The organism is Barnesiella sp. WM24, from assembly GCF_004570975.1.
In the GTDB taxonomy this organism is placed as follows: Bacteria; Bacteroidota; Bacteroidia; order Bacteroidales; family Muribaculaceae; genus Muribaculum.
This window is the reverse complement of sequence record NZ_SPPC01000007.1, coordinates 76,321-99,360: the sequence shown is the minus strand read 5'-3', so window position 1 is coordinate 99,360 and position 23,040 is coordinate 76,321. Positions and strand designations below refer to the sequence as shown.

Below are 23,040 nucleotides of genomic sequence, written 5' to 3'. Positions count from 1 at the left end.
CACTATCTGTTCTTGCTGACTATGGAATTGACCTTGTTTACTATTATATGCGGAGGTATGCCTGCGAGACAATGGTAGTCGCCACGGCTACACGGCTTGTTGCCAAATACGGAACACGGACGGCAGGTCATAGGCAGCTGCACGATGTCTCTCTCGCGCTGGCGGAACCCCTTGAAGCCGCAATAAGGATGAGTGGCGCCCCATATGCTGACGACCCTGACGTTGACAAGCGATGCGAGGTGCATGTTTGCCGAGTCCATCGACACCACTGTGTCAAGATGACTCAGCAACGCGAGCTCCACCGCAAAGCCGAGCTTTCTGCCGGCAAGACTGACTACCGACGGATAGCTTGACGCCCACCGGTCAAGCACTTTCCGCTCATGCTCGCCCCCGCCGAAAAGAAATATCTTCGTGTCGGGCTGCGATGAAAGTTCCTCAACGACCTTCTCCATAAGCTCCACGGGATATATCTTTCCCTTGTGCTTGGCAAAAGGCGCTATGCCTATCCATTTTTCGGCACTTCCCTTGGGAGCGGTGACCGGGGCAAATAACGCCGGGTCGCCCTTCCCGTCGCCATATATGCTCTTGAACTTCTCTTCAAGCACATAGCCGAAGCCGTAAAAGACCTCACGGTAACGGGCACGCGACGAAAGCAGTGGCAGCATTATCTTGTTGCGCGGACGGGTGAGCGCACGCTTGTTCATGCGTCCCTTGCGTATCGTGCGCCATTTGACTCCGTGAAGCGAGCATGCGATTCCGAGCATGAATGTGCGGAGCACCCCGTGCAGGTCGGCGAAGCCGTCTATGTTATATTGGCTACGCAGCTCCCCGAACAGGCGGAAAAGGTCAGCCCCGCTGCGGTATTTCTCATTGACATCTATACCGAGCACCACCAGATTTTCGGGCGGATTCACAAACAGGCCTGTCTGTCCCGGCTTCGTAATGAAGATAAACCGCGTCGCAGGATTACAGCGACAGGCAGAATAGACGACGGGAATCGTCATCGCCACGTCGCCGAGAGCCGAAAAGCGGGCTACCAGTAAATTCTTTGGCAATTTACTGTTTATTGCCATAAAGCACGGGATTGGTTGCCGGGTCGTTGTACATTTTCATCTGTCGGTAGACCTTCATGTACTTTTTACCGGCGGCTATGTCATCGAGAAGCTGGTCGATGGCGGTGGTAAGGTCGCCACGCTGTTCAAGCAGCACGGCAAGCTTGCCGCGACACTTTGCAAGATGCTCCTCCGACGCATCGGTGCGGTCCACCTCAGCCTGCATGTGGTATATTTTCAGGGCGAGGATTGAAAGGCGGTCAAGCGCCCATGCCGGGCTCTCGGTATTGATTGTGGCATCGCTGTCAACCGCCACATCCTTGTACTTTTCACGGAAATATGTGTCAAGTTCCTCAACCATGTCGGTACGGTCCTGATTTGACTTGTCGATTCGACGCTTGAGTGCAAGAGCCTCAACCGGGTCGATTTCCGGGTCGCGGATTATATCTTCAAGATGCCACTGCACGGCATCAATCCAGTTCTTTGCAAATAGAGTATGCTCGATTGTTCCTGCTTCGTAAGGGTTTTCAACCTTGGCGTCAACATCGTCGTAACGGTGATATTCACGGGTTGTGTTCTCGAAAATCCTGAATGAGTTTTTGGCAAAGTCCATTGTCATTGATTTTAGTTGTTGCTAATTTGACAAAGATAATGAATATTTTCGTGCCACGCACATGAAATGACAAATAATAACCTGTCACGCCCGATTTAAGGAGGAGCTACGAACTCAGACAAGAAAACCAAGTAATTTTACATTTATGTGAAATAATTATCGTACATTTGCGTTATAATAACAAAAGACTATATATATGAGCGAAGTAGAACTTGTCATAGTCAATGATACCGATAAATGTACCATTTACACTATCCTGTTTGCGGAAGAAGCAGAGACTGAGTATGAGCGTTTTTATTCCAAATTCATCGAAGACGCTCAACTGAATCAAGATTTATTGCGCATAGTGCAACTGGTAGACAAGATTGCCGATGAAGGGGCGTTGGAACGCTTTTTCCGTCCCGAGGGCAAGATGCGGGACTCTGTGGTTGCACTACCTGTGCTTCGCTCAAAACTCCGTCTATATTGTCTCCGACTTTCTGACAAGATTCTAATACTCGGTAACGGTGGGGTTAAAAATTCGCGTACCTACGAAGAGGATGACTCGTTGCGTGGGTATGTCCTGACGTTACAGAAATTTGAAGAATTGTTGAAAGAGGGGCAACGCGACGGAACAGTAACCATAACTTCCAAGACAATAGAAACTGACAAAACTTTTAAGTTATGAAGGATATTAGAAGCAAATACCGGGAAATGGTCAGTCAGGTGCCTCCGGAGATAAAGGAAGAGATTAACCTGTCTTTCGCAATATCCAATAAGATAGAAGCCCTTATGCAGGAACGCGGACTATCAAAGAAGCAGTTCGCGGACCAGATAGGGAAACGCCCAAGCGAGATAACACGATGGCTGAGCGGGCAGCATAATTTTACAGTTTCCACTCTTGCCATGCTGTCGGCTTTTTTTGGCAAATCAATAATATCCGTTTGAATCACGGCAAACGAATCCCTGCCAACCGCGTCATCGTTTACGGGTGGCGCGCAGGAAAAAGTAAAGGAATAGCCCGGCGGCGATAAAGAGGCTCACTGAAAAGCTGAGGATTATACCATAAGTGCCGAGCCCGAGCGGGAAAGCAAGCAGATAGGTCGACGGCGTGCCGATCACGATATAGCTGACAAAGGCTATCCATATCATCGGCATAACCTGCGACGTGCCTCGCAAGGCGTTGGCAAAATTAATCTGCGTGGCGTCGCCGAGCTGATAGAGCACAAGCGGCACGATAAGCGCCACGGTAGCGGCTATTACCTCGGTGTCCTCGGTAAAGGCGTATATCATCTGCTCTTCAAAGAACACAAATATAAGTGACGATATCGTAGCGAGGGTAAGGATTATATGATAACCGGCAAATGCCATTCGCCTCATCCCGGTGTGGTCATTGAGTCCTGCAGCATTTGCAACCAGCACCGACACAGCCGACCCCATGCTGTAATATATACAGAATCCGAGTGTACCCGTAATCACTATTATCTGAAAGGAGGCAAGGCTTATAGCCCCGAGCCAGCCCGCCATGACAGCGGCGACGGTAAATGAGCCCGACTCAAATGTCATCTGCAAGGAGACAGGCCATGACGTGCGGTTAATCTGACCAAGCGTACGCAACGTAATGCGTGAATATCGGAAGCCGTCCCGATAGGCGGCAAACCGCTTGGCGACGGCAAAAATCACTATCACCACGACAGGGCAGAATATCCTTGCGATAAGGGTGCTGTAGCCGGCTCCGATAAGCCCGAGCTCCGGACACCCGAAATTGCCATATATAAGAAGATAATTGCCCAATATGTTCAACACATTTGCCGACAGGATTATCCACATGGGGAGCGCCGTGCGGTTAATCGCAAAAAGCCATTGGGCAAAGACGTTGAACACCGCCACCGGCACCATGCCGGCAAGCACTATCAGATAATAGGGCTTTATAAGAGGCAACAGTTCCTCAGGCTGACCGAGACGGTCGATATTGAGCCAAAGCACCCACATCACCGCTGTGACAAGCAGTGAAAACAGCACGTTGACAAGCAAGCCGTTGCGTATCATCGCACCGATGGAGTCGCTGCGTTTCTGGCTGAACATCGCGCCGATGAGCGGAGTAAGTCCGTAGGTAAAGCCAAGCACCGCAAAAGTGGCGACATTGAACACATTGTTTACAAACGATGCCGATGCAAGCGCAGCAGTCGAGTAACGCCCTACCATTATATTGTCGGCAAATGCCACGACTATCATACCGAGCTGCCCTACAAGAATGGGCAACCCGAGCTTTATGATGGCGGCATAGTTTTCGCGATATTTACTCCATACAGAATTCATTCCGCAAAATTACACATAATGCGCCACATAACCAACCGCGCCCTGACAAAGCGCTATCCCGGCTCAAATCCGTAGTCCTCTATGGAGCTGTGGCGGTAGAAGCCCTTGAAGTGCAATGTCGACATCAGTGAATGATACAGACGGTAAAAAGGATTCACCTTCGCCTTGACGGGACGGGGGTCCTCAAATTCAGTCATCTCGAGATACCGGTTATATTCGCTCGCAAACGGATTGGCACAATTCTTGTGCCACGGCTTTTTCTTGCCGACAAAATGAGCTATCACTGTGTGGCGTATCTCCTCTTTCGACTTCGCAAGCGCATAACGCCTGCATCGCGGACGACGCTTCAGAAAGCCGCTCTGCATGTTCCACCGCAACGGCAGAAGCACGCGGCTCTTCCAGAGACACACATTGAGCAGGTCCTGGTCGTTTTCCCTGATTCGCTCGTGAAACCCGTCAAGATACTGCATCAGCTTCCTCAACACATTATTCTCCCGCCAGTAGTCAAGATTAATCACCATCACTCCCGAGTTGAAATAGGTATAGTTGTCGGGAAGGCGCAACCTTACTATGGGCTCCGGATTACCGCTGCCGCTGTCCTCCACCGCGGCAAGCGACTTGTCGGTAAGGTCGACATCCCAGAGCGGACGTATCCTGCCGAGAACAAGCAAGTCGGAATCAAGATAGAGCACCTTATGGATTGACATCGGCAATACCGCCGGAAGGAAACACCGCAGATAAGCGGTGACACTCACATAATCGCCGCGACGCGTCGGACACGACTTCAATATCTCGTCGTCAACCTTGTGATAGACAAGGCGACATCCATATTTTCGTTCTACGATATTTGAAAGCAGATGCCTGTTGGCCGGCAGAAGATAAGTCGACAGCACATGCACGATAATCATATCGTCGGGATTATTCTCCAGCAACGATGTAAACATCACAGCGCATTGACGGGCATACTTGTCGTCAACATTGCATACGACTTCTATAGGGTCATAAACATTTCTCATGAGATTAAATGTGCTTTTATATACGTCAGGTAATATGAAATATATATTTTCAAAATTACACACATCTTAAGCAAAAGCACACTTTTCACGGAAACTTTAACCAAATTGTATTATCACGGAATCAACAGCGTCAGTCAAGCAGCTCCTCGATACGGCTGAAAAAATCGGAAAGATGAGCCCCGTCGACAAACATATGGTCGACATACACGGCATAGGGCATCGTCATCCGTCCGTCGGCTGAACGGCGCGCCTTGCCCATCACGCTCAGCGGATGCTCACATGCGTTGCCTGCCTTATAGGCTGTAAATGACATTGCCGTGAAGTAAATTTTCGGCACCGCGCTGAGATGCACGACATCATGGTCGCCTGTCGCCGTCATATTTTCCTCCACGCGATAAGGGTTGTCGCCCGGTTTTATCCCGGAGATTATTCGCGCAGCCTCGCGGCTGAACTCGTCGTAATCCTCGATATAGGGAATCCTGACCGTGACAAAATTGTCGCCCGAGGCTATCGGGGTGATTATGTCAAGCCTGTCATAAAGCACGATTTCACCGGTCGGGGTCTTGCGGTAGCGCATAGCCTCTACCTCGTTGGCAGCCCTGACTACGGCATAGAGATAGCGGAGAAAAAACGAGCCGCCACCATTGCGGCACTCGTCAAATGCTCTTCCGCAGCCGATTTCAGTCGTAACCGAATACCACGAATTGTCAAAATCACGGAAAAACTCATAGTTGCCCCGGCGACTCCATGTCGCCACGTCTATAACATGCTTCATTTTTATAATTGTCTATTTATATCCGCAAAGATAACAAATACCGTCGAAAAAGGATTAAACCACCTGCCGACGTCATTTGTTTGCCTACTATAACGGAATAATGAATGGACATGATGGACGGAATAAAGACAATCTATTTTGCCGGCGGCTGCTTCTGGGGCACTGAACACTTTTTCAAGCAGATAAGCGGAGTCGTGGCGACGACAGCCGGATATGCCAACAGCCGTGTCCCCGACCCCTCCTACAAGGATGTGTGTACAGGCACTACCATGGCGGCAGAAGCGGTAGAGGTAAGATATGACCCGTCAAGGGTCGGTCTCAGAACACTCATAGCAATGTATTTTCTTACGATTGACCCGCTGTCGGTCAACCGTCAGGGCAACGACATAGGCACCCAATACAGGACAGGAATCTATTACACCGACGAGCGACAGCGGCATGTCGCGGAAGATGCCGTGAAATCGCTTTCCGACAGCCTGCGACAGCAAGTAGCGGTAGAAGTGATGCCGCTGCTGAATTTCTACCCTGCCGAGGAGTATCATCAGGATTATCTCGAAAAGACTCCCGGCGGATACTGCCACATCAACCCCGAACTATTTGCCCGGGCAAGGAATATCGGTAGGCTCACCCCGGAGCAGGAGGCGGTCACGCGCCATAGCGCAACAGAGCCGCCATTTCACAACGCCTACTGGGATGAGGACCGTGACGGAATCTATGTCGACGTCACCACAGGTGAGCCGCTCTTCCTGTCAACCGACAAGTTTAACTCCGGATGCGGATGGCCGAGCTTTACACGCCCCATATCGGCAAAATCACTTTCTGAAATTCCCGACACAAGCCACGGGATGACACGCACCGAGGTAAGAAGCACAATCGGCGACGCTCATCTCGGACATCTGTTCAACGACGGACCGCGGGAACGCGGCGGACTCCGCTACTGCATCAATAGCGCGGCACTGCGCTTCATTCCCCTCGAAGAGATGGAAAAGGAGGGCTACGGCAGCTACATCAGCCTGCTGGACTAAGGTCTAATATTCGACTGCGGGGAATCCGGCGGTGTGATGCACCGCCCATTTCGTCGTGTCGCCGGCAGTGACAAACATCGCCGACACCCCTTTCTGCGACTCAATCATCGCCACGGCGCTGTCAAGAGGCATAATCATGCATGCCGTGGCAAGTGCGTCGGCAGTCATGCACTCCGGAGCTATCACCGTAGCCGACAGGATGCCGTTGACAGCAGGCTCGCCGGTGAAAGGATTTATGGTGTGTCCCATCGACTTTCCGTCGATCACCCTGAAATTACGGTAGTTGCCTGAGGTGGCAATCCCGCAGTCGGTCACCTCGACCACCCCCATGTTGTCATGGATTATAGAGTCAGCCGACTCCACCGGCGCGTCAATCCTCACGCGCCACAGTGTGCCGCGCGGACTCTTGCCTCCGGTTGCAATCTCGCCCCCGATTTCTATCATATAGTCATCGACACCGTTCCGCCTCATCATACGCCCTATCTCGTCGGCGCCATACCCCTTTGCGATGGCGCTGAAATTAATCATTGTCAACGGTGATTTCTTCACAACACATCCTGCCGAGTCGATACGGCAGTCCACGATGCCCACAAGCTGCATCGCACTGTCGACCTGCGCCTCTGTAGGCGGGGTCGTGTCATGACCCTTCGTCCCGAAGCCCCATAGGTTAATCAACGCTCCGACTGTCGGGTCAAAAGCTCCGCCACTGACGCGGCTAACTCGCTGCGACTCCAGAAACACCTTGCGAAACATCGAGTCGACAACGACACTCTCATTGCGGTTAACGCGGCTCACGACCGACGAGTCGTTAAACGCTGACAGCGACATCTCTACACGCTTCATGACAGCGTGAATAGAGTCGTCGAGCGACACATTGGAGGCATAGGTGATATGATACAGTGTGTTCCACACCATGCCCTCTGCAGAGCGGAAGGGCTTCCGGGTGTCACACGAGTGCATCATGCAGGCTATCATGGCAGCAACGATTGCAAATGATAATTTTTTCATGTCATTAACTTAAAAAAGCAGTCAAATATACACGCTGAAATAATTTTTGTTCACGGATTTACACTTAAAAAGAGTTAAAAAAGATTATCAAATATATTCTTATGTCACAAGATTTAGTAACTTTGTAGTTGTAAGCCTTTGCAAATAATGCCATTACAAACAAAAAGGCACAGTCGCTTAGCGCATAAATGTTTAAAAGTTGCTGAATCATTTTTTTTTATTTTAATCAAAAACTATATTCTATGAACAAATTATCACGCATCAGTACTATGATAGGCACATCTATTATAGCGCTCGGCTCGTTTCAGAGCTGTGTAGATAATGACTATGACCTGGACAAGGACTGGAACCTTGTAGTTAACGTAGGAGGCGGGCAACTGTCAGTTCCCGGCAGCAGCACCGAGCTGTTTTCTTTGGAAAAATTACTTGACCTTGACCCTGAGTCTTCAATCAAGGCGGCCGACCAGGCTATTGCAGCCCAATACGCCCTGTCGGTAGGTGACTATGTGCTCATCCAGAGCGGCGACCCCTCCGAAGGCAATTTCACTATCGACAAGGTTAATCTTGACGTAAACGGCACAAAAGAGACTCAGCATGTGGCGTTCCCGCCGTTCCCGGCAGCAGCCCAGGGACTTATCGGCAAGCTGTCGATTCTCATAGGCGAGCAGGGCGACAACGAGTGGAAGCAAGGAATCCCTGCTTATCAAAACAACATCAACGTCCGCGAAAGCAATGTCAATCATGACATCGTGTCAATCTCGCGTGTGGCTACTGACATAAACATCACGGCTCAGGTAAACTTTGACATCCGCAACTATTCAGGCAACGTCCACATAGCCCCCGGCTTCAAGATTCAGTTTGGCAACGTCGTAGACGGCAAGCCTGAATTTGAAATCTCGCTTAACGGCAATGTGCCCGGATGCAAAGTCACTGACGGACACATAATCGAGTTCACTCAGGATTACGCTGTCCCGGCGGCAGGACTCCGGCTCCCGATTCACGTGGGCGCAATCAACTGCGGCAATGCGCTTGACCCCGCGACCCACAACTTCAACTTCTCCTCGGCAATCACCACTACCGGCGAGATTTATATCGACGAGCCGCAGCCGGGCGAGGCTGTCGACATGGACATCGATGTGGTAATCGGCAATGTCTCAGGCAGCCCCATCCACGGTGAAATCACCTCCGTGACCGGTATCGTAGATCCCGACATCAACATCGACCCTGTAACCTTCGACATCAACGACATCCCCGAATTCCTCAAGGAAGACAGCAATCTTGACATCGAAAACCCGCAGATATACCTCACTATCGACAACACTTCGGCCGCATCTGTCGATATCGACATCGTGCTTAACGGCAACTGGAACCCCGGCACATATGCTCCCGGTCAGGAGCCTGTCGTGACACAGCATCTCACAATCAAGCCGGGCACTAACAAAATCTGCATCTGCCGCAAGAGCGAGGGCGTGGATACAGAATATACGCCTTATGTCAACAGCGCCATCGGCGACCTCATCAGCCGCATCCCCAACAGCATTGCTGTCGACATAAACGCAAGCGTGGTTCAGGAGCCTGTAACATTTGAACTTGGCAGAGACTATCACTTCACCGCCGACAACAAGGTTGTCGCACCGCTCGCTTTCGGCAACAACCTCAGCTTCACCTACAGCGACACTGAAGACGGCTGGGACAGCGACCTCGGAAAGTATGACTTCAACGAAGTGCGCATCGAAATGAAGGTGGAGAACTCCGCCCCGCTCAATTTCCATCTTGAAGTCACTCCGGTATTTGTCGACAACAACAGCCGCGGCGTGCAGGTTGAAATCGAGAAAGGCGATATACTTGCCGGAACAATCGCCAACAAGTCGGAGTCTGACGTAGTGATTAAAATCAAGGGCAACGGCAACAACTTCACCTCAGGCAATTCAATAAGCAGCCTGAGAGGACTCGACGGTATCGAGTACAAGCTCGTCACCGACAACAACGAGAATGTAGCCGGAATACCCATCAACGAGGGTCAGGGCATGAAATTCTCTGAAATCCGCGCCCGCATAATCGGTGGTGTCACTCTCGACCTTGACGACATGTAAACCTTATTTTCAACAAAACCCTAAGAAGATAAACCAACTATGAGACATCTCAAATCATATTTCGCAGCTATTTTGCTCGCTTCGGCATGCACCGCAAGCGCCCAGGAGGCCCTGCGCTCCGCATATTTCCTTGAAGGATACAACTACCGACATGAGCTGAACCCGGCATTTGCTCCGGAACGCAACTACGTGTCATTCCCCATACTCGGCAACTTCGGAGTAGGTCTTAACTCAAATGTAGGACTCAGCACATTCGTATATCCGATAAACGGCGAGCTCGCCACATTCATGCACCCCGACGTGAGCGCAAACGAGTTTCTCGGCAAACTGCGCAACGTCAACCACATCAAGGAAGAGCTCGACCTTACAATCCTATCATTCGGATTCCGCGGGTTCGGCGGCTACAACACCTTCTCACTCGGTGTGCGCGAAACCGCCTCATTCTCTCTTCCCAAGGACCTCTTCACCTTCATGAAGCTCGGACAGGACGGCCCGACATCCCACTACAATTTCAAAAACATCGGCGTCAACGCCAACGCAATGGCTGAAGTGGCTCTCGGTCACTCTCGCCAGATTCTTCCCCAGTTGCGCGTAGGTGCAAAACTGAAATTCCTTGTCGGTGTCGCCGACTTCAACGCGCGCATCAGCAATATGGATGTCACTCTCGGTGACGAAAAGTGGAGCGTCCGTGCCGACGGAGAGGTAAACATCGCAGCCGGAAACGGACTGAAGGTGCCTACCTATGCCGAATCGGGAAAGCACTACGACAACCCTGACGACGCCAATCTCATCGACTGGGACAACCTGGACTACGACAGCTTCGGACTCGGCGGATTTGGTGCGGCCATCGACCTCGGTGCCACCTATCAGCTTCACCCCGACCTCGAGATCTCCGCTTCTGTGCTCGACCTCGGATTTGTGTCATGGAACAATGCCGTCCACGGCAAAACCGGCACAACCTCTTGGGAATTCGACGGTTTTGACAAAGTGGCAATCGACAAGAACTCTCCCAACTACGACACCAATAATTTTGACCAGCAGCTTGAAAACCTCGGCAACGACCTTGAGGACGCAGTAGAATTTCACCGTCTCTCCGACGGAGGCAGCCGCACAACCGGCATCGGTGCGACAATCACCCTCGGTGCCGCTTACACTGCACCCTTCTACCGCGGTCTTAAAGGTGGTGTGCTCTTCACCCAGCGCATCAACGGCGTACACTCTTGGACTGAAGGACGCATCTCGGCAAACGTAACCCCGGTAAAATTCTTTGACGCGTCAATCAACTACGCAATCTCGACATTCGGATCTTCTTTCGGATGGATTATCAACATCCACCCCAAAGGCTTCAACCTCTTCCTCGGTTCCGACTTCCAGATTTTCAAGGTGACCCCGCAGTATATCCCGGTAGGCAACATCAACGCCAACCTTCAGCTTGGTATCAACTTCACCTTCGGTTCAAAGCCCAAGAAAGAAGTGCTCAAGCCCCTCCTCCCCTCTTGGTAACAATCCGTCAACACCAACAATACCCAAAGGGCTGCCTCGCGCAGCCCTTTTTTCATATCCCCCATCACAAAACCCACAAGGCGTCATCAACAACCGCCTGTGCATCCAATGTAGGGGCGAGTGAAAGCTCGCCCGCCTCCACGACAACAGCAGAAATTCGGGGCAAAAAATACAGATTCCAAATATTTAACTTATATTTGTAATAGATTGTTTAACTTCCCCAAAGCTCGAAGCAAAAATTATCACCCGACAGCCAATGAATATCACTCATTACCTCATATCTGCATTATTTACATTGCTGCTTCTGACCGGATGCGCCATTGACCCGGCAACGGCTACGCTCGACCGTGCCGAAACACTCATGGAGGAACACCCCGACTCAGCCCTCGCCATGCTCGACACATTGCAGCCACCGACATCGGCAGAAGAAAATGCCCGCTACGCACTCCTCTACTCCCAGGCTCTTGACAAAAACTATATTGACATTGCCGACGATTCGCTAATACTCATCGCAGTAAACCACTACGAAAAATCAGGCGACATTTACCGCCTGATGCTCAGCCACTACTATCATGCAAGGGTGCTTTACAATAAAGAATCGTTCCCACGAAGCCTTCTTGTACACCACAAAAGCCTAAGATACGCCGAACAACTCGGTAATTATTTCTGGTGTGGTAGAAACGCTGACCAAATTTTTGGTATATATGAAATGTTCTATCATTGTAGTGATGCCCTCAATTATGCAAAACTCGCTTTTGATTATTTTAATAAATCAGAGAAACAAACAATATTCAATAGCTACGCAGTTCTTGGGCTGGCGCGTGCCTATTATAATTCTGACAAATATGATGAAGCATTAATTCTGGCACTTGGCGCAGCTGACTCCGCAAAAAAGTATGATGATAGATCCATGTATTTGTCAGCTAAAAAGATCAGTTCTGAATGTTACTATTTTCTCAATCTCCCAGATTCTGCAATTAAAGGCTATAGCGAATTACTAACTCATGAATATGACCCTGATTTAATTGGATTAATTGGTCTCACTTATCTAAAAAGCGATAATCCCAATAAAGCGTACGAAATGACTTTAGACACTATAACAGCTTTAACGCCTAATTTGGTGACCTTTAAATCATCCATTTATAAATCTCGTAATGATTTTAAAAGCGCATTGTCTCTGATTGAAAATATAATGTTAAAAAATGACAGTACACTTATAAGCTATCTAAATCAAGGATTCAGTTCAGAATTATCTGACTATTATGAATATGAGGACAAAATCAAGGAACTTGAATTTGCCAACCTAAAAATGACATATGGTATAACTATATCACTGATTGTAATAGCAATTTCGTGCATAGGTTTTATCGTCATAAAAATGCTGATTCGCAAAAACAGGATTATTGAACGAAATGTAAATATCGCACAGAATTTTAATGAAATTTTAATCTCCAAAGAAGCCAAATCAAAACAAGATCAAGAAAAAATATTAGACTTACTGACCTCTAAGTTTAAGATGATTGACTCCCTTTGTTCATCATATTATGAAAGCTCAGCAACAAAGAGCATCAAACGCAAAATTTCTGATGAAGTTGAAAGTATAATTCAAGATTTAATGTCAGAAGAACGATTGACCGAACTTGAAAACTCTCTAAATCTCAACGACTCTAACATCGTTGCTTCATTAAGAGAAGATCTCCCCCAATTAAAGGAACTGGACTATAAATTATTCATATATTCCGCTTTTGGATTTTCCAATAGTGCGATTGCTCTATTTTTAAAAGAAGATAAGATTGAATCAATATACAACAGGAAAGCCCGTTTAAAGACCAAGATAAAAAAGCTCAATTCCGCTCAACAAGAAAAGTACCTAAGACATTTGTCCCACTAATCACCTACATTAATTGCAATATTATAATTCGTTTTTGGCTGCAATCACACCCAATCAAAATAGACTTTAAATCAATTCATTATAAGTTCATTATCAATAAAACAAATCTCTCACATTTGTTTTATTGATAACATTCTGATATTCACCCCACTACAATCCTATATTAATCTAAAAAAACAAACGATTAATGTCCCGATCAGGATTCATTTTTGAGAATTTTTAATATTTTTGCATCAAAACTACACTTTTACTATATCTAATCATTTAAATTATAAATTATGAAGGTTACTATTCTGTTAATTTCGTTTTTGACAGCCTGCGTTTCGGCGTATGCGCAGGAGGCTGACGACAAAAGTTACATTAAAGTTGAGCTAAGTGAGCCGGGCACACTTGCGGAAGCTCTTGGCGAGCGTGCCAACACGATAGACTCGCTTGTGGTGGAAGGACCGATAAACGACGTAGATTTCTATACGATGTGGAGCGCCACTTTCTATGGAAAGCTCTCGGCTATCAATCTTGAAAAAGCTCAGGCAGAGGGCAACCGGGTGCCTCCACGCGCCTTCTACCGAAGCGAACAGTTTGATCCGGATAACAAACTGACGCTTTACATGACCAACCTTCGCAACATAATCCTGGGCGAAGGGATAGAAGAAATCGGAGAAAGCGCTTTTACTTACTCCGGCCGTCTGCAAGAGGTGACACTCCCATCGACATTACGTCGTATGGGCAGAGTATGCTTCGCGGATTGCCCCAAACTGCGCACCTCTCCGCTCGTAATCCCGGAAGGCTTGGAGGAGATTCCATTCCGATGCTTCATGAATTGCGAGTCGCTGTCGGAAGTAGTGCTTCCTTCAACTATAAAAAGCATTGATGAAGCAGCCTTCCTCAGCACAGGAGTCACAAAAATTAATTTCCCGGAAGGGCTTGAGATGATTGGCGAAATGGCTTTTTACGGTGCCGACCTTGGCGAAGCGATACTTCCTGAATCATGCACACGCCTTGAAGGAGAGGATCAATTTGCATTTAACCGAAACCTAAAAAAACTATTGCTGCCTGACGGACTTACCGCCGTGCCTTCGGGCATAGCTTTAGAATGTGAAAAACTGCTTGAGGTCAATATCCCTTCAAAAGCCCTTACCATAGGCAACCGGGCGTTTTACATGTGTCCACTGAGCGGAGTGCTTACGCTACCGGAAGGACTGACTGACATCGGAGACCGCGCATTTTATCTGAGCTATGGACTGACGGAAGTCTCTTTCCCTTCCACTCTGCTGACTCTCGGGGAAGAGAGCTGCTCGGGATGGTCGGGCTTAAAGAAAATGTATTGCCGCGGAACAATCCCCGCCGAGTGTAAGATGAGAGGCTTGACAGGTCCTTTCGGAAATCCTGACACAAGCGTAAACGGAGGCGTACTCCCCAATATTCCGGTCTACATCCCGGTCGGGGCGATTGAACGCTACCGCAAAGCCGAGGGATGGAATATATTTTTCAACTACATAGAGTCAGAGGAGCTTACGGCACTCGAGACAGTGACTGACGGCGCAGACGCGACCGTGACCTGCAACGGCGGCAAGATAATTATCAACGCCAAAGCCGGGGATATTTACACTATACACTCGATTGACGGCAGAATCATCGCCTCGGGGACAGTCAACGACGCAGAGTGTGGCGTAGCCGTCGGCACGGGCTACTACATCGTCAGCGTAGCCGGCAAGGCTGTCAAGATAAAAATGTAATCCTACCGGTTACCCTGCACCGGTCGCCCCTGCAGCTACGCGATGACACAGGGCATCATGAACACTCCTGTGCGATGCTACACATATGGCGTTATAAATAATTGCCGGTGCAACAGCATGTCTCCCCGGCGGAGAGCTACTCTTCGTCGGGGAATTTGCGGTAATACTCCTGCAGGATATAGAGCACATTGAAGTAAAACCCTTTAGGGTCATCCTTCCCATCTTTCGGCTTGACGGTGATATAATCGAAGTGGGGCGGACGGTCCTCCTGTCCTTCCACCACATAATTCTGAAAATTCAGTAGGTTATATTCATGCTGCGGATTAATGATGACCCAGGCGTTGTCCTGGTCAAGACCGGTACCAGTCGACACAATCGCCTCAAGTATATGATTAAGCTTATACTGGAGGATATTGGCAAGATTATTTTTCTTTTTCTCCCTATAGGCATATATCAGAAACGACATCTGACGCAGGTCAAAGGGGTCATCCTTCAGCGATAGCTCCGCATATTTTATTATCGTGTCACACTCGGCAAGTGTGTGCTTCTCTTTATAATAAAGATTATCCATCTTGGATGAATAGCTGCTGCGCCTGTAAGGATTGTAGTCTTCCTGAAACACATATCCGAGATAGAGATGACGAAACTGGTCAAGGGTCATGGATGTGTCGTTGGACTCAAACTGCTTCATCAGCTTGGGATAGTAATACTTTGACGAGGGGTCGTTGACCTCTTTCTTTATCTTCTCCATGTCAGGCTTCTCGGGCTTGAGCTTCTTGTCGCCTCTTTTTGCCTCTACAGTAAAGGCTCCGCAGGCAACCACAGCTGCTATGAGCAGTAATAAAATTCGTTTCATCTTACTTATCAATTTATAGTTGGCTGAGGGCAAACCCCGGATAATGCTCCATAACTGCAAGCAATATCGCTATGCCTGTTATGCCGAGAGTGACCACCGCGGGCAGCCCTTTTGCACAAAGATACTGAAAAAATCTTGACGACGGAAAATCAAGCGCCCTTCCTCCCGGAGTGCGAGCATAAGCCACCGAGCCGAGAAACACACCTGCCGCCGCACCGATGACCACCCATGCAAGCGAGAATCCGGTCATGCCGACAAAAAGTCCGACAAGCCCTCCGACGCCCATATAAGTCATGCCGTTGGTGGCGCGTGTCACCCCCGACGGAAGCATGATGTCAATCACCACGACCACCGCAACGATGGCTCCCCACGACGCAAGCAGCTCGACCGAGGGATGCAGCTCCCCGCTCCATTTGAGCAGCCACAGCCCGGCGTAGGCAAGCACCGCCCCCGGTATATAGGGGCGCAGTATCGCCACAAATCCGGCGACAAGCGCGACAATGCCCGATATTAAAAGAATGACCGACATGAATCCTGAATTTTCCTTCTTAATATAACAATGAAGCCCTCTTAAAAGTTATTTCTCAGGATTTTCCGCAGGCTGCTCATCTTTCTTCAGGTCAGGATAGCTCACACGGGCATGATACATTGTGCGCAGTCGCTCGATAAACGCATTTTTAATCACATTCACGTCGCGGAACGATATCGGCGACTCGTCGTGCAGGCCGTCATGAATCTGACCGTCTATGATGCGGTTGACGAGCTCCGTTATGGCAGGCACGGTGTGCTCCTTCAGCGACCTTGACGCCGCCTCGACAGCGTCAGCCATCATCAGTATCGAGGTCTCCTTTGTCTGCGGATTAGGTCCGGGATATGTAAACGGGGCGGCATCCACCTCCTCTCCCGGATGGGCGTTGCAATAGGTGTTGTAGAAATATTTGGCTCTGCCGTTACCGTGATGCTGGCGTATAAAGTCGGTAATCACGTCGGGCAGCTTAGCCTTTTCAGCCCTTTTCAGCCCGTCAAACACGTGATTGATGACGATGCGCGCGCTCTGTATCGGGCTGAGAGTGTCATGGGGGTTCACGCCATGCTGATTTTCGGTAAAGAAAGCCGGATTATTTATCTTGCCTATGTCATGATACAGGGCGCCCGTACGCACAAGCTGCACGTTGGCGCCTATCCTGTGGGCGGCGTCGGAAGCAAGGTTGCTCACCTGCATCGAATGTTGGAATGTGCCCGGACACTCTTCCGAAAGCTCGCGCAACACGGGGTTGTTGACGTCGCTCAACTCGACAAGAGTCACCGACGATACAAATCCGAATATCTTTTCAAGCACAAACACAAGCACATAAGTAAATGAGATCAATACAGCATTGATGGCGAAGAAGCCAAACATGCGTGTACTGAGCTTGTCGGCCGAGCCGGTCTGCATCACCTCGACCGCGACATAGGCGATACAATAGGCGATAAACACAAACATAGCCGCCCTTACGAGCTGTGACCTGCGGTTAAGCTCTTTCAATGATGTTATGGCAACTATGCCGGCGACAAGCTGCACAAAGATAAATTCAAGGGGGAAAGTGGCGATAATCGTACAGAGCATTATCTCTGTTATAAAGACAAAGTAGGCTGTCCTGCCGTCAAAAAACACCACCATGAGTATAGCAACCACGGTAAAGGGCACCATGTACAGTCCGCCGCGGAATGTCTCCGACATACCATAGGAAAACAGTACAAATGCCGTCACGAGGGTCATGATAAACACCATGGCGCGGTTGTTGCCGAAAGTGCGCCATCTGAAATAATAAAGGAAAAGGTAGAGCGACGTAAGAATCACCACCACGTAGAGCAACTGCCCTAATATCGGGTAGTAATGGCGGTCGACCTTGCTTGTAGAGCGCGAGCCGGCTATGCGGTCATAGGTCTTCAGCAGCGTGTAAAGCTCCGGGGTCACTATATCGCCCTTGTCGATTATGCGCTCGCCCTGCTGGATGACTCCCACCGGCGCCATTGCTTTCTGCATCACCTCGCTGAGAAGGCGCTTAGTGGCAACCGAGTCGAGGACCACATTGGGCACAAGAAACTGCGACATCGAGGTCTGCTCGATCGCCGCCCTGAAATCGGAGTCGCTGAACATGCTGTCAAGACTCGCATAGGCGGCACGTGCCGACAGGAAATCATCGGCGGGAAGCGTGATTGCCGTATTATCGTGTATAAACCTTACATCCTTCAGTTTCCCCGACTTTACCTGCTGGTAAGTGTACTGGTCGACAATACCGTTTTCAAGCAGTTTTTTCAGCGCGTTTATAAGTTTGTTACGCTCGCCCGGAGTCAGATGCAGCCCGGGGGTGTGGTTGACGCGTGTAGCATAGGCGGCAAGGGTCGTCTTCTCTCCGTTTATGTCGCGCTGATATACAGGGATAAATGATCTTGAGATGCTGTCGCGCACCCGCTCCATGCTTATCGAGTCAAGATAAATAGGCATGTCACTCGGAGCGGTAAGCAGCGAGTAAGCCCACGGCTTGCCCATCTCATACTGATAGGAATGACTGTCCTTGCGGGGCATAAGCCCGATGATAATCGCGACTGCCCCGATAAAGAGCAGTGTCCTCAATAGTGAATCTTTTGAAATTATCTTTTCCATATATTGTCGCTAATTGACCCGGCTCGCCCGTTGCACACCCTTGATTCTCATAAGCTTTGAACAGAGGTCGGTAACCACTTTAGTGTCATTTACCAGCACCGAGAGGTCGCAATGAAACACTTCTTTCTCTGCCTCGATGTCAAGTTTACGTATATTTATGGCGAGATGCATCGAAATCATCTGTATAATCTCCTGGAGTATGCCGAAGCGGTCGACTCCCTCAATCCTTACATTGGCGAGAAACTTGCCGGTATGTGCCGCCCACGCCGTGTTAAGTATGCGCCTGCCATAGCTCGCCTTCAGCACCTGGGCGCGCGGACACGTAAGCGAGTGGAGCTCCACCTCGCCGTCGTCGTTGACCCAACCCATCACATCATCGCCCGGAAGCGGGCTGCAACAGTCGGCCATGATGAAGTTGGAGTCTTTGTCATCGGCATGGAGTATATAGGTCTCTTTGAAGTTTATCGCTTGTTTTTCCTTTACGGGCTGTGAATCAGGGGTCTTTTTACCCTTGAGCGGACGGAGTATCTTGGAGAAGAGCGAGCTTGACGCCGGACGCAGCGACTTGACAAGATAGTCGGGTATCACAGCCTCGTCACCTCCGAGGGCGGCAAACAGCTCATCCTTGTTTTGGAAATGGGTAGCACCAAGAATCTTGGTCACCACTTCATTGGTCTCCGTTATCGCATTGTCTTTAAGAAACGCCTCGTAGATGCCCCTGCCCTTCTCTATCACCGGCTGCAGCTCCTTTCTCAATGCGGCGCGGAGGCGGGTCTTGCCCTTTGCCGTGGCGAGGAAATTTATCCACTCCTTTTTAGGGGTCTGTGACTGGGATGTAAGCACCTCTACCTGGTCGCCCGACTGAAGCCTGTGGCTGAGAGGGACAAGCTTATGGTTGACCTTTCCCGCGATACAGTGAAGCCCGATCTGGGAGTGAAGCCCGAAGGCGACATCAAGCACCGTGGAATTATTGGGCAGCGTAAGCAGCTCGCCCTTGGGGGTAAACACCACAATCTCCGACGAAAACAGGTTAAGTTTCAGAGTGTCGAGGAAGTCAATGGCGTCAGGTTCGGGATTGTCAAGAATGTCCTTGATTGTCGCGAGCCAGGCGTTCAGCTCGCTCTCTTCCTCACCCTCGCCTATCTTGTATTTCCAGTGGGCGGCAAATCCGAGCTCGGCAATCTCGTCCATGCGGCGCGAGCGTATCTGCACCTCCACCCAGTTGCCGTCAGGCCCCATCACCGTAAGGTGAAGCGCCTGGTAGCCATTGGCTTTCGGCACGCTTATCCAGTCGCGGGTGCGCTCGGGATGCAGTTTATAGAGGTCAGTGATAGCGGAGTATATCTGCCAGCATATAGCCTTCTCCTTGCTGATGTCGTCGCAGTCAAATATTATACGCATCGCGTAGAGGTCATACACTTCCTCAAAGGGTATGTGCTTGTTCTCCATCTTGCGCCATATCGAGTAGACCGATTTCAGTCGCGCCTTAGCCTCATATTTGAGGTCCATCTCGTTAAGTTTCTCTTTGATAGGATAAGAGAAATCGTTGTAGACCGACGCCCTGCGTGCCTCTGAGGCGCGTATCTGCTCGCTGATGCGCTCATAGGCAACCGGATGCTCATACTTGAAACTCAGGTCCTCAAGCTCGGTCTTTATCGCGAAGAGCCCCAGGCGATGGGCGAGCGGTGCATAGATATAAAGCGTCTCTCCGGCTATCTTATACTGCTTGTTGGGCGACATGGAGCCAAGGGTGCGCATGTTGTGGAGGCGGTCAGCCATCTTCAGCAACACCACGCGTATATCCTCGCTCATCGTCAGCAAGAGCTTGCGGAAATTTTCAGCCTGAGCCGAAGCCTTGTCGCCGAATATACCTCCCGAAATCTTTGTCAGCCCCGCGACAAGCTGCGCTATTTTCTTTCCGAAATGCTGCTCTATGTCCTGGACGGTGTATTCCGTATCCTCCACGACATCATGCAGAAACGCCGCACATATCGAAGTGGAGCCGAGACCCATCTCCTGGCTGGCAATCTTGGCGACTGCGATAGGATGCAGGATATACGGCTCGCCCGAACGGCGCCTTATGCCTTTGTGCGCCTCCTTGGCAAACCGATAGGCGCGTTCAATAATCTCCACCTTCTTACGGTGGTTACTCGCCAGATAGCCGTTAAGCACGTCGCGGAACTCGTCTTCGACAAGACGGTCTTCCTCTTCAGGTGTGAGTTTATTGCGTTCTTCCATCGATAGGGTCGGTTAATTTTCTGTTGATTGTAGCGTTTCGGCTCAAAAGTAGCCGTATAATCTACAAACTTAACAAAAAAGATTGAATTGGTCATTACTAAAAGTAGTATATTTGCAGAAAATTAGCTTTGCAATGGGAAAATATGATTTTGACCGCATAATAGAGCGCAAAGGCTCAGGCGCGATGAAAGTTGACGGACTTGTCGACATATTTGGGCGTAACGACCTTGAAGGCATGTGGATTGCCGACATGGACTTTGCCGTGGCTCCTCCGATAGCCAAGGCGCTCGCCGACAGAATGGCACATCCTATCTATGGCTACAACGTGATTCCCGCCGAATACTGGGATTCTGTAACCGGCTGGCTGAGCCGACGCCACGGATGGGAGGTAAAGCGTGAAGAAATCACATTCATTCCCGGAGTCGTGAAAGGCATCGCCTTTGCCATAAATTATTTTACCGCCAAAGGCGACAAGGTGGTGATACAGCCCCCCGTCTACCACCCGTTCAAGATGGTCGTGGAGGGAAACCACCGCACTGTAGTCAACAATCCCCTCATCCACGACGGCGACAGCTACCACATGGACCTCGAAGGACTGGAACGTATATTTGCCGAAGAACATCCGCGCATGATGATTCTCTGCAACCCCCATAACCCGGTCGGCATCCAGTGGAGCCGGGAGACCTTGCAGCAGGTAGCCGCACTTGCGGCGCGTTACGGCGTGATTGTCGTCAGCGACGAGATTCACGGCGACCTTATGCTTGACCGCCGTCCCCACATACCCTTCGCCTCGGTCAGCGACGAAGCCGCTTCGGTAGCGATAACCCTCGGCGCACCGTCAAAGACATTCAATATCGCCGGACTTGTAAGCTCATGGTGTGTGATTAAAGACGAGAGACTTCGCAAGGAATTTTTCAACTGGCTCGAGACCAACGAATTTAACGCTCCTACATTCACGGCGATAATAGGCACGATGGCGGCTTACAACCACTGCGAAGACTGGCTTGACGAAATGCTTGAATACATCGAGGGAAACATCGAAGAGACGCGCAGCCTGCTTCAGGAGCTTGCGCCGGAGATAAAGATGGTTACACCTGAGGCGTCATTCCTCGTGTGGCTTGACTGCCGCGGGCTCGGCCTTGACCATAACAGACTGATTGACATGTTTGTCGACAAGGCTCACCTCGCGCTTAACGACGGAGCGATGTTTGGAGCTGAAGGCGAAGGATTCATGCGCATGAATATCGGCTGTCCGCGCTCACTGCTGCGCCACGCCGTGCAGTCGCTCGCCAATGCCCTGCCGCTTGTCGAGGCGTGACGGCATCATCATAGACGCGACATTGCCCGCGACAGATAAGGATGGCGGGCAAGAAGCGAATCGCGCATTTCAGCGGTAGCAGCCGTAAACGCTTCATCATGCAAACCACTGAGACTGCGGTGGTTAAGCCTCCTGACAAGACGCCCGCACTCCATACCGAGGCTGCGGTCGGATTCATCGATAAACGACTGACGGAACAGGTCGTAGATATAGTCGACGGCTACATCCGACGGGTGTACCATGTCAGATGCGTAGAAGCGGTAGTCGCGCAGGTCGTCAAGCATAATCTCGTAGGAAGGGAAATACAGCGCCATATCAGGATTTTCAGCCACAAGCCTGTCCACGGCAAGGAGAAGCGTCGACTTACTCACCTGATTGCCGTGGGCACCGTCGGCAAGATGCCTTATAGGGCTGACAGTGAATATTACTTTCAGGTCGGGGTAACGCGCGGCAATCTCACGTAAAATCTTTTTCCAAAGCCCTATAATCTGTGTCGCGTTGAGCATTTCTCGGTTAAAGAGCGATGCGGGCTGCTTATGGCAGTTTGCCACCACGCGGTTGCCCTCTTTAAGCCTGAATATCCACGCCGTGCCAAACGTCACGATGAGCGCAGAGGCGCTTTTAAGCGCGTCACGCGCCTCGGAAGCGGCGTCATTCATCATCTTCAACACCGCGTCACGGTCGCTCCCGGAGAAACGCGAATGATGGGAATAGCTCTTCCACACTCCCTCGTGGAGGAATAGTTCATCGGTGGTAAATTCACGCTCATAGAGCAGGTCGAGCATTGAGGCGGCTATGCTTGCGGGATTGTATAGAGTGCCACACGGGTTGACAATGCAGTCATACAGTTCTCCCTTGAGACGCGCCCCTATATTGTCGGTAAAACATGAGCCGGTCATGACGACAGGCGAGCGGTGGCTTATAAGTCCGGTCATCCCCTCAAGGGGCTTTACTACTGTGCGAAACTCCAT

19 protein-coding genes are annotated in these 23,040 nt (G+C 50.1%); 8 read left to right on the top strand and 11 right to left on the bottom strand.

The annotated features are described in order from the left end of the window. Positions 1–2: 2 nt before the first annotated feature. A complete protein-coding gene (locus E4T81_RS08965; protein WP_135043712.1) occupies positions 3–1,073 on the bottom strand; it encodes a glycosyltransferase family 9 protein in 1,071 nt (356 codons plus the stop codon). Further along, on the bottom strand, positions 1,057–1,665 hold the full coding sequence (locus E4T81_RS08960) for a DUF4254 domain-containing protein (RefSeq protein WP_135043709.1): 609 nt from the start codon (positions 1,663–1,665) through the stop codon (positions 1,057–1,059). The genes E4T81_RS08965 and E4T81_RS08960 overlap by 17 nt, the downstream gene beginning before the upstream one ends. A gap of 196 nt (positions 1,666–1,861) precedes the next feature. Here E4T81_RS08960 and E4T81_RS08955 point away from each other — a divergent pair, with 196 nt between their 5' ends. Continuing rightward, positions 1,862–2,332: a hypothetical protein gene (locus tag E4T81_RS08955; protein WP_135043706.1), complete on the top strand. Its 471-nt coding sequence runs from the start codon at positions 1,862–1,864 to the stop codon at positions 2,330–2,332. After that, entirely contained in the window at positions 2,329–2,592 is a 264-nt protein-coding gene (locus tag E4T81_RS08950) for a helix-turn-helix transcriptional regulator (RefSeq protein ID WP_135043703.1), read from the top strand. The genes E4T81_RS08955 and E4T81_RS08950 overlap by 4 nt, the downstream gene beginning before the upstream one ends. 30 nt (positions 2,593–2,622) lie before the next feature. On the opposite strand, the gene E4T81_RS08945 is transcribed toward E4T81_RS08950, so the two are convergent. The 3 genes from E4T81_RS08945 to E4T81_RS08935 form a co-directional block, all read right to left on the bottom strand. Next, the gene (locus tag E4T81_RS08945; RefSeq protein WP_135043700.1) at positions 2,623–3,963 is read right to left on the bottom strand and encodes an MATE family efflux transporter; all 1,341 of its coding nucleotides are present in this window, start codon (positions 3,961–3,963) and stop codon (positions 2,623–2,625) included. A gap of 53 nt (positions 3,964–4,016) precedes the next feature. Beyond that, the gene (locus tag E4T81_RS08940; RefSeq protein WP_135043697.1) at positions 4,017–4,979 is read right to left on the bottom strand and encodes a glycosyltransferase family 8 protein; all 963 of its coding nucleotides are present in this window, start codon (positions 4,977–4,979) and stop codon (positions 4,017–4,019) included. Between the two features lie 130 nt (positions 4,980–5,109). Then, complete coding sequence (locus E4T81_RS08935; RefSeq protein ID WP_135043694.1) at positions 5,110–5,754, bottom strand: CatA-like O-acetyltransferase; 645 nt, start codon at positions 5,752–5,754, stop codon at positions 5,110–5,112. A 104-nt stretch (positions 5,755–5,858) separates the two neighbouring features. On the opposite strand from E4T81_RS08935, the gene msrB reads away from it, so the two are divergent. Next, positions 5,859–6,779 (top strand): peptide-methionine (R)-S-oxide reductase MsrB, encoded by a 921-nt coding sequence (msrB, locus tag E4T81_RS08930; RefSeq protein WP_135043691.1) that lies wholly within the window; start codon positions 5,859–5,861, stop codon positions 6,777–6,779. A 3-nt stretch (positions 6,780–6,782) separates the two neighbouring features. Here the strand turns inward: msrB and E4T81_RS08925 are convergent, their stop codons facing one another. Beyond that, positions 6,783–7,787 (bottom strand): FAD:protein FMN transferase, encoded by a 1,005-nt coding sequence (locus E4T81_RS08925; protein WP_135043688.1) that lies wholly within the window; start codon positions 7,785–7,787, stop codon positions 6,783–6,785. Between the two features lie 242 nt (positions 7,788–8,029). Here E4T81_RS08925 and E4T81_RS08920 point away from each other — a divergent pair, with 242 nt between their 5' ends. The 4 genes from E4T81_RS08920 (at position 8,030) to E4T81_RS08905 (ending at position 15,010) form a co-directional block, all read left to right on the top strand. Next, positions 8,030–9,880, top strand: coding sequence for a hypothetical protein (locus tag E4T81_RS08920; RefSeq protein ID WP_135043685.1), 1,851 nt, complete (start codon positions 8,030–8,032; stop codon positions 9,878–9,880). Between the two features lie 39 nt (positions 9,881–9,919). Continuing rightward, positions 9,920–11,383, top strand: coding sequence for a DUF5723 family protein (locus tag E4T81_RS08915; RefSeq protein ID WP_135043682.1), 1,464 nt, complete (start codon positions 9,920–9,922; stop codon positions 11,381–11,383). Positions 11,384–11,639: 256 nt separating this feature from the next. Next, positions 11,640–13,274, top strand: coding sequence for a hypothetical protein (locus tag E4T81_RS08910; protein WP_135043679.1), 1,635 nt, complete (start codon positions 11,640–11,642; stop codon positions 13,272–13,274). A 278-nt stretch (positions 13,275–13,552) separates the two neighbouring features. Further along, the gene (locus E4T81_RS08905; protein WP_135043676.1) at positions 13,553–15,010 is read left to right on the top strand and encodes a leucine-rich repeat protein; all 1,458 of its coding nucleotides are present in this window, start codon (positions 13,553–13,555) and stop codon (positions 15,008–15,010) included. A 136-nt stretch (positions 15,011–15,146) separates the two neighbouring features. Here E4T81_RS08905 and E4T81_RS08900 read toward each other — a convergent pair whose 3' ends face one another. The 4 genes from E4T81_RS08900 to E4T81_RS08885 are packed head-to-tail and all read right to left on the bottom strand — an operon-like array spanning position 15,147 to position 20,751. Further along, positions 15,147–15,866, bottom strand: coding sequence for a DUF4919 domain-containing protein (locus tag E4T81_RS08900; protein WP_135043673.1), 720 nt, complete (start codon positions 15,864–15,866; stop codon positions 15,147–15,149). A gap of 13 nt (positions 15,867–15,879) precedes the next feature. Then, positions 15,880–16,395: a DUF456 domain-containing protein gene (locus E4T81_RS08895; protein ID WP_135043670.1), complete on the bottom strand. Its 516-nt coding sequence runs from the start codon at positions 16,393–16,395 to the stop codon at positions 15,880–15,882. 48 nt (positions 16,396–16,443) lie between these two features. Then, positions 16,444–18,513, bottom strand: coding sequence for an HD family phosphohydrolase (locus E4T81_RS08890; protein WP_135043668.1), 2,070 nt, complete (start codon positions 18,511–18,513; stop codon positions 16,444–16,446). Positions 18,514–18,522: 9 nt separating this feature from the next. Next, complete coding sequence (locus E4T81_RS08885) at positions 18,523–20,751, bottom strand: bifunctional (p)ppGpp synthetase/guanosine-3',5'-bis(diphosphate) 3'-pyrophosphohydrolase (RefSeq protein ID WP_135043665.1); 2,229 nt, start codon at positions 20,749–20,751, stop codon at positions 18,523–18,525. Between the two features lie 133 nt (positions 20,752–20,884). On the opposite strand from E4T81_RS08885, the gene E4T81_RS08880 reads away from it, so the two are divergent. Next, the gene (locus E4T81_RS08880; RefSeq protein WP_135043662.1) at positions 20,885–22,069 is read left to right on the top strand and encodes a MalY/PatB family protein; all 1,185 of its coding nucleotides are present in this window, start codon (positions 20,885–20,887) and stop codon (positions 22,067–22,069) included. Positions 22,070–22,077: 8 nt separating this feature from the next. Here E4T81_RS08880 and E4T81_RS08875 read toward each other — a convergent pair whose 3' ends face one another. Next, positions 22,078–23,040 (bottom strand): GSCFA domain-containing protein, encoded by a 963-nt coding sequence (locus tag E4T81_RS08875; protein ID WP_135043659.1) that lies wholly within the window; start codon positions 23,038–23,040, stop codon positions 22,078–22,080.

What these genes read in the sequence shown, in the direction of transcription:
- E4T81_RS08965 (WP_135043712.1), bottom strand. Translation starts at nt 1,073, where the DNA reads ATGGCAATAAACAGTAAATTGCCAAAGAATTTACTGGTAGCCCGCTTT.
- E4T81_RS08960 (WP_135043709.1), bottom strand. Translation starts at nt 1,665, where the DNA reads ATGGACTTTGCCAAAAACTCATTCAGGATTTTCGAGAACACAACCCGT.
- E4T81_RS08955 (WP_135043706.1), top strand. Translation starts at nt 1,862, where the DNA reads ATGAGCGAAGTAGAACTTGTCATAGTCAATGATACCGATAAATGTACC.
- E4T81_RS08950 (WP_135043703.1), top strand. Translation starts at nt 2,329, where the DNA reads ATGAAGGATATTAGAAGCAAATACCGGGAAATGGTCAGTCAGGTGCCT.
- E4T81_RS08945 (WP_135043700.1), bottom strand. Translation starts at nt 3,963, where the DNA reads ATGAATTCTGTATGGAGTAAATATCGCGAAAACTATGCCGCCATCATA.
- E4T81_RS08940 (WP_135043697.1), bottom strand. Translation starts at nt 4,979, where the DNA reads ATGAGAAATGTTTATGACCCTATAGAAGTCGTATGCAATGTTGACGAC.
- E4T81_RS08935 (WP_135043694.1), bottom strand. Translation starts at nt 5,754, where the DNA reads ATGAAGCATGTTATAGACGTGGCGACATGGAGTCGCCGGGGCAACTAT.
- msrB (WP_135043691.1), top strand. Translation starts at nt 5,859, where the DNA reads ATGGACATGATGGACGGAATAAAGACAATCTATTTTGCCGGCGGCTGC.
- E4T81_RS08925 (WP_135043688.1), bottom strand. Translation starts at nt 7,787, where the DNA reads ATGAAAAAATTATCATTTGCAATCGTTGCTGCCATGATAGCCTGCATG.
- E4T81_RS08920 (WP_135043685.1), top strand. Translation starts at nt 8,030, where the DNA reads ATGAACAAATTATCACGCATCAGTACTATGATAGGCACATCTATTATA.
- E4T81_RS08915 (WP_135043682.1), top strand. Translation starts at nt 9,920, where the DNA reads ATGAGACATCTCAAATCATATTTCGCAGCTATTTTGCTCGCTTCGGCA.
- E4T81_RS08910 (WP_135043679.1), top strand. Translation starts at nt 11,640, where the DNA reads ATGAATATCACTCATTACCTCATATCTGCATTATTTACATTGCTGCTT.
- E4T81_RS08905 (WP_135043676.1), top strand. Translation starts at nt 13,553, where the DNA reads ATGAAGGTTACTATTCTGTTAATTTCGTTTTTGACAGCCTGCGTTTCG.
- E4T81_RS08900 (WP_135043673.1), bottom strand. Translation starts at nt 15,866, where the DNA reads ATGAAACGAATTTTATTACTGCTCATAGCAGCTGTGGTTGCCTGCGGA.
- E4T81_RS08895 (WP_135043670.1), bottom strand. Translation starts at nt 16,395, where the DNA reads ATGTCGGTCATTCTTTTAATATCGGGCATTGTCGCGCTTGTCGCCGGA.
- E4T81_RS08890 (WP_135043668.1), bottom strand. Translation starts at nt 18,513, where the DNA reads ATGGAAAAGATAATTTCAAAAGATTCACTATTGAGGACACTGCTCTTT.
- E4T81_RS08885 (WP_135043665.1), bottom strand. Translation starts at nt 20,751, where the DNA reads ATGGAAGAACGCAATAAACTCACACCTGAAGAGGAAGACCGTCTTGTC.
- E4T81_RS08880 (WP_135043662.1), top strand. Translation starts at nt 20,885, where the DNA reads ATGGGAAAATATGATTTTGACCGCATAATAGAGCGCAAAGGCTCAGGC.
- E4T81_RS08875 (WP_135043659.1), bottom strand. Translation starts at nt 23,040, where the DNA reads ATGGAGTTTCGCACAGTAGTAAAGCCCCTTGAGGGGATGACCGGACTT.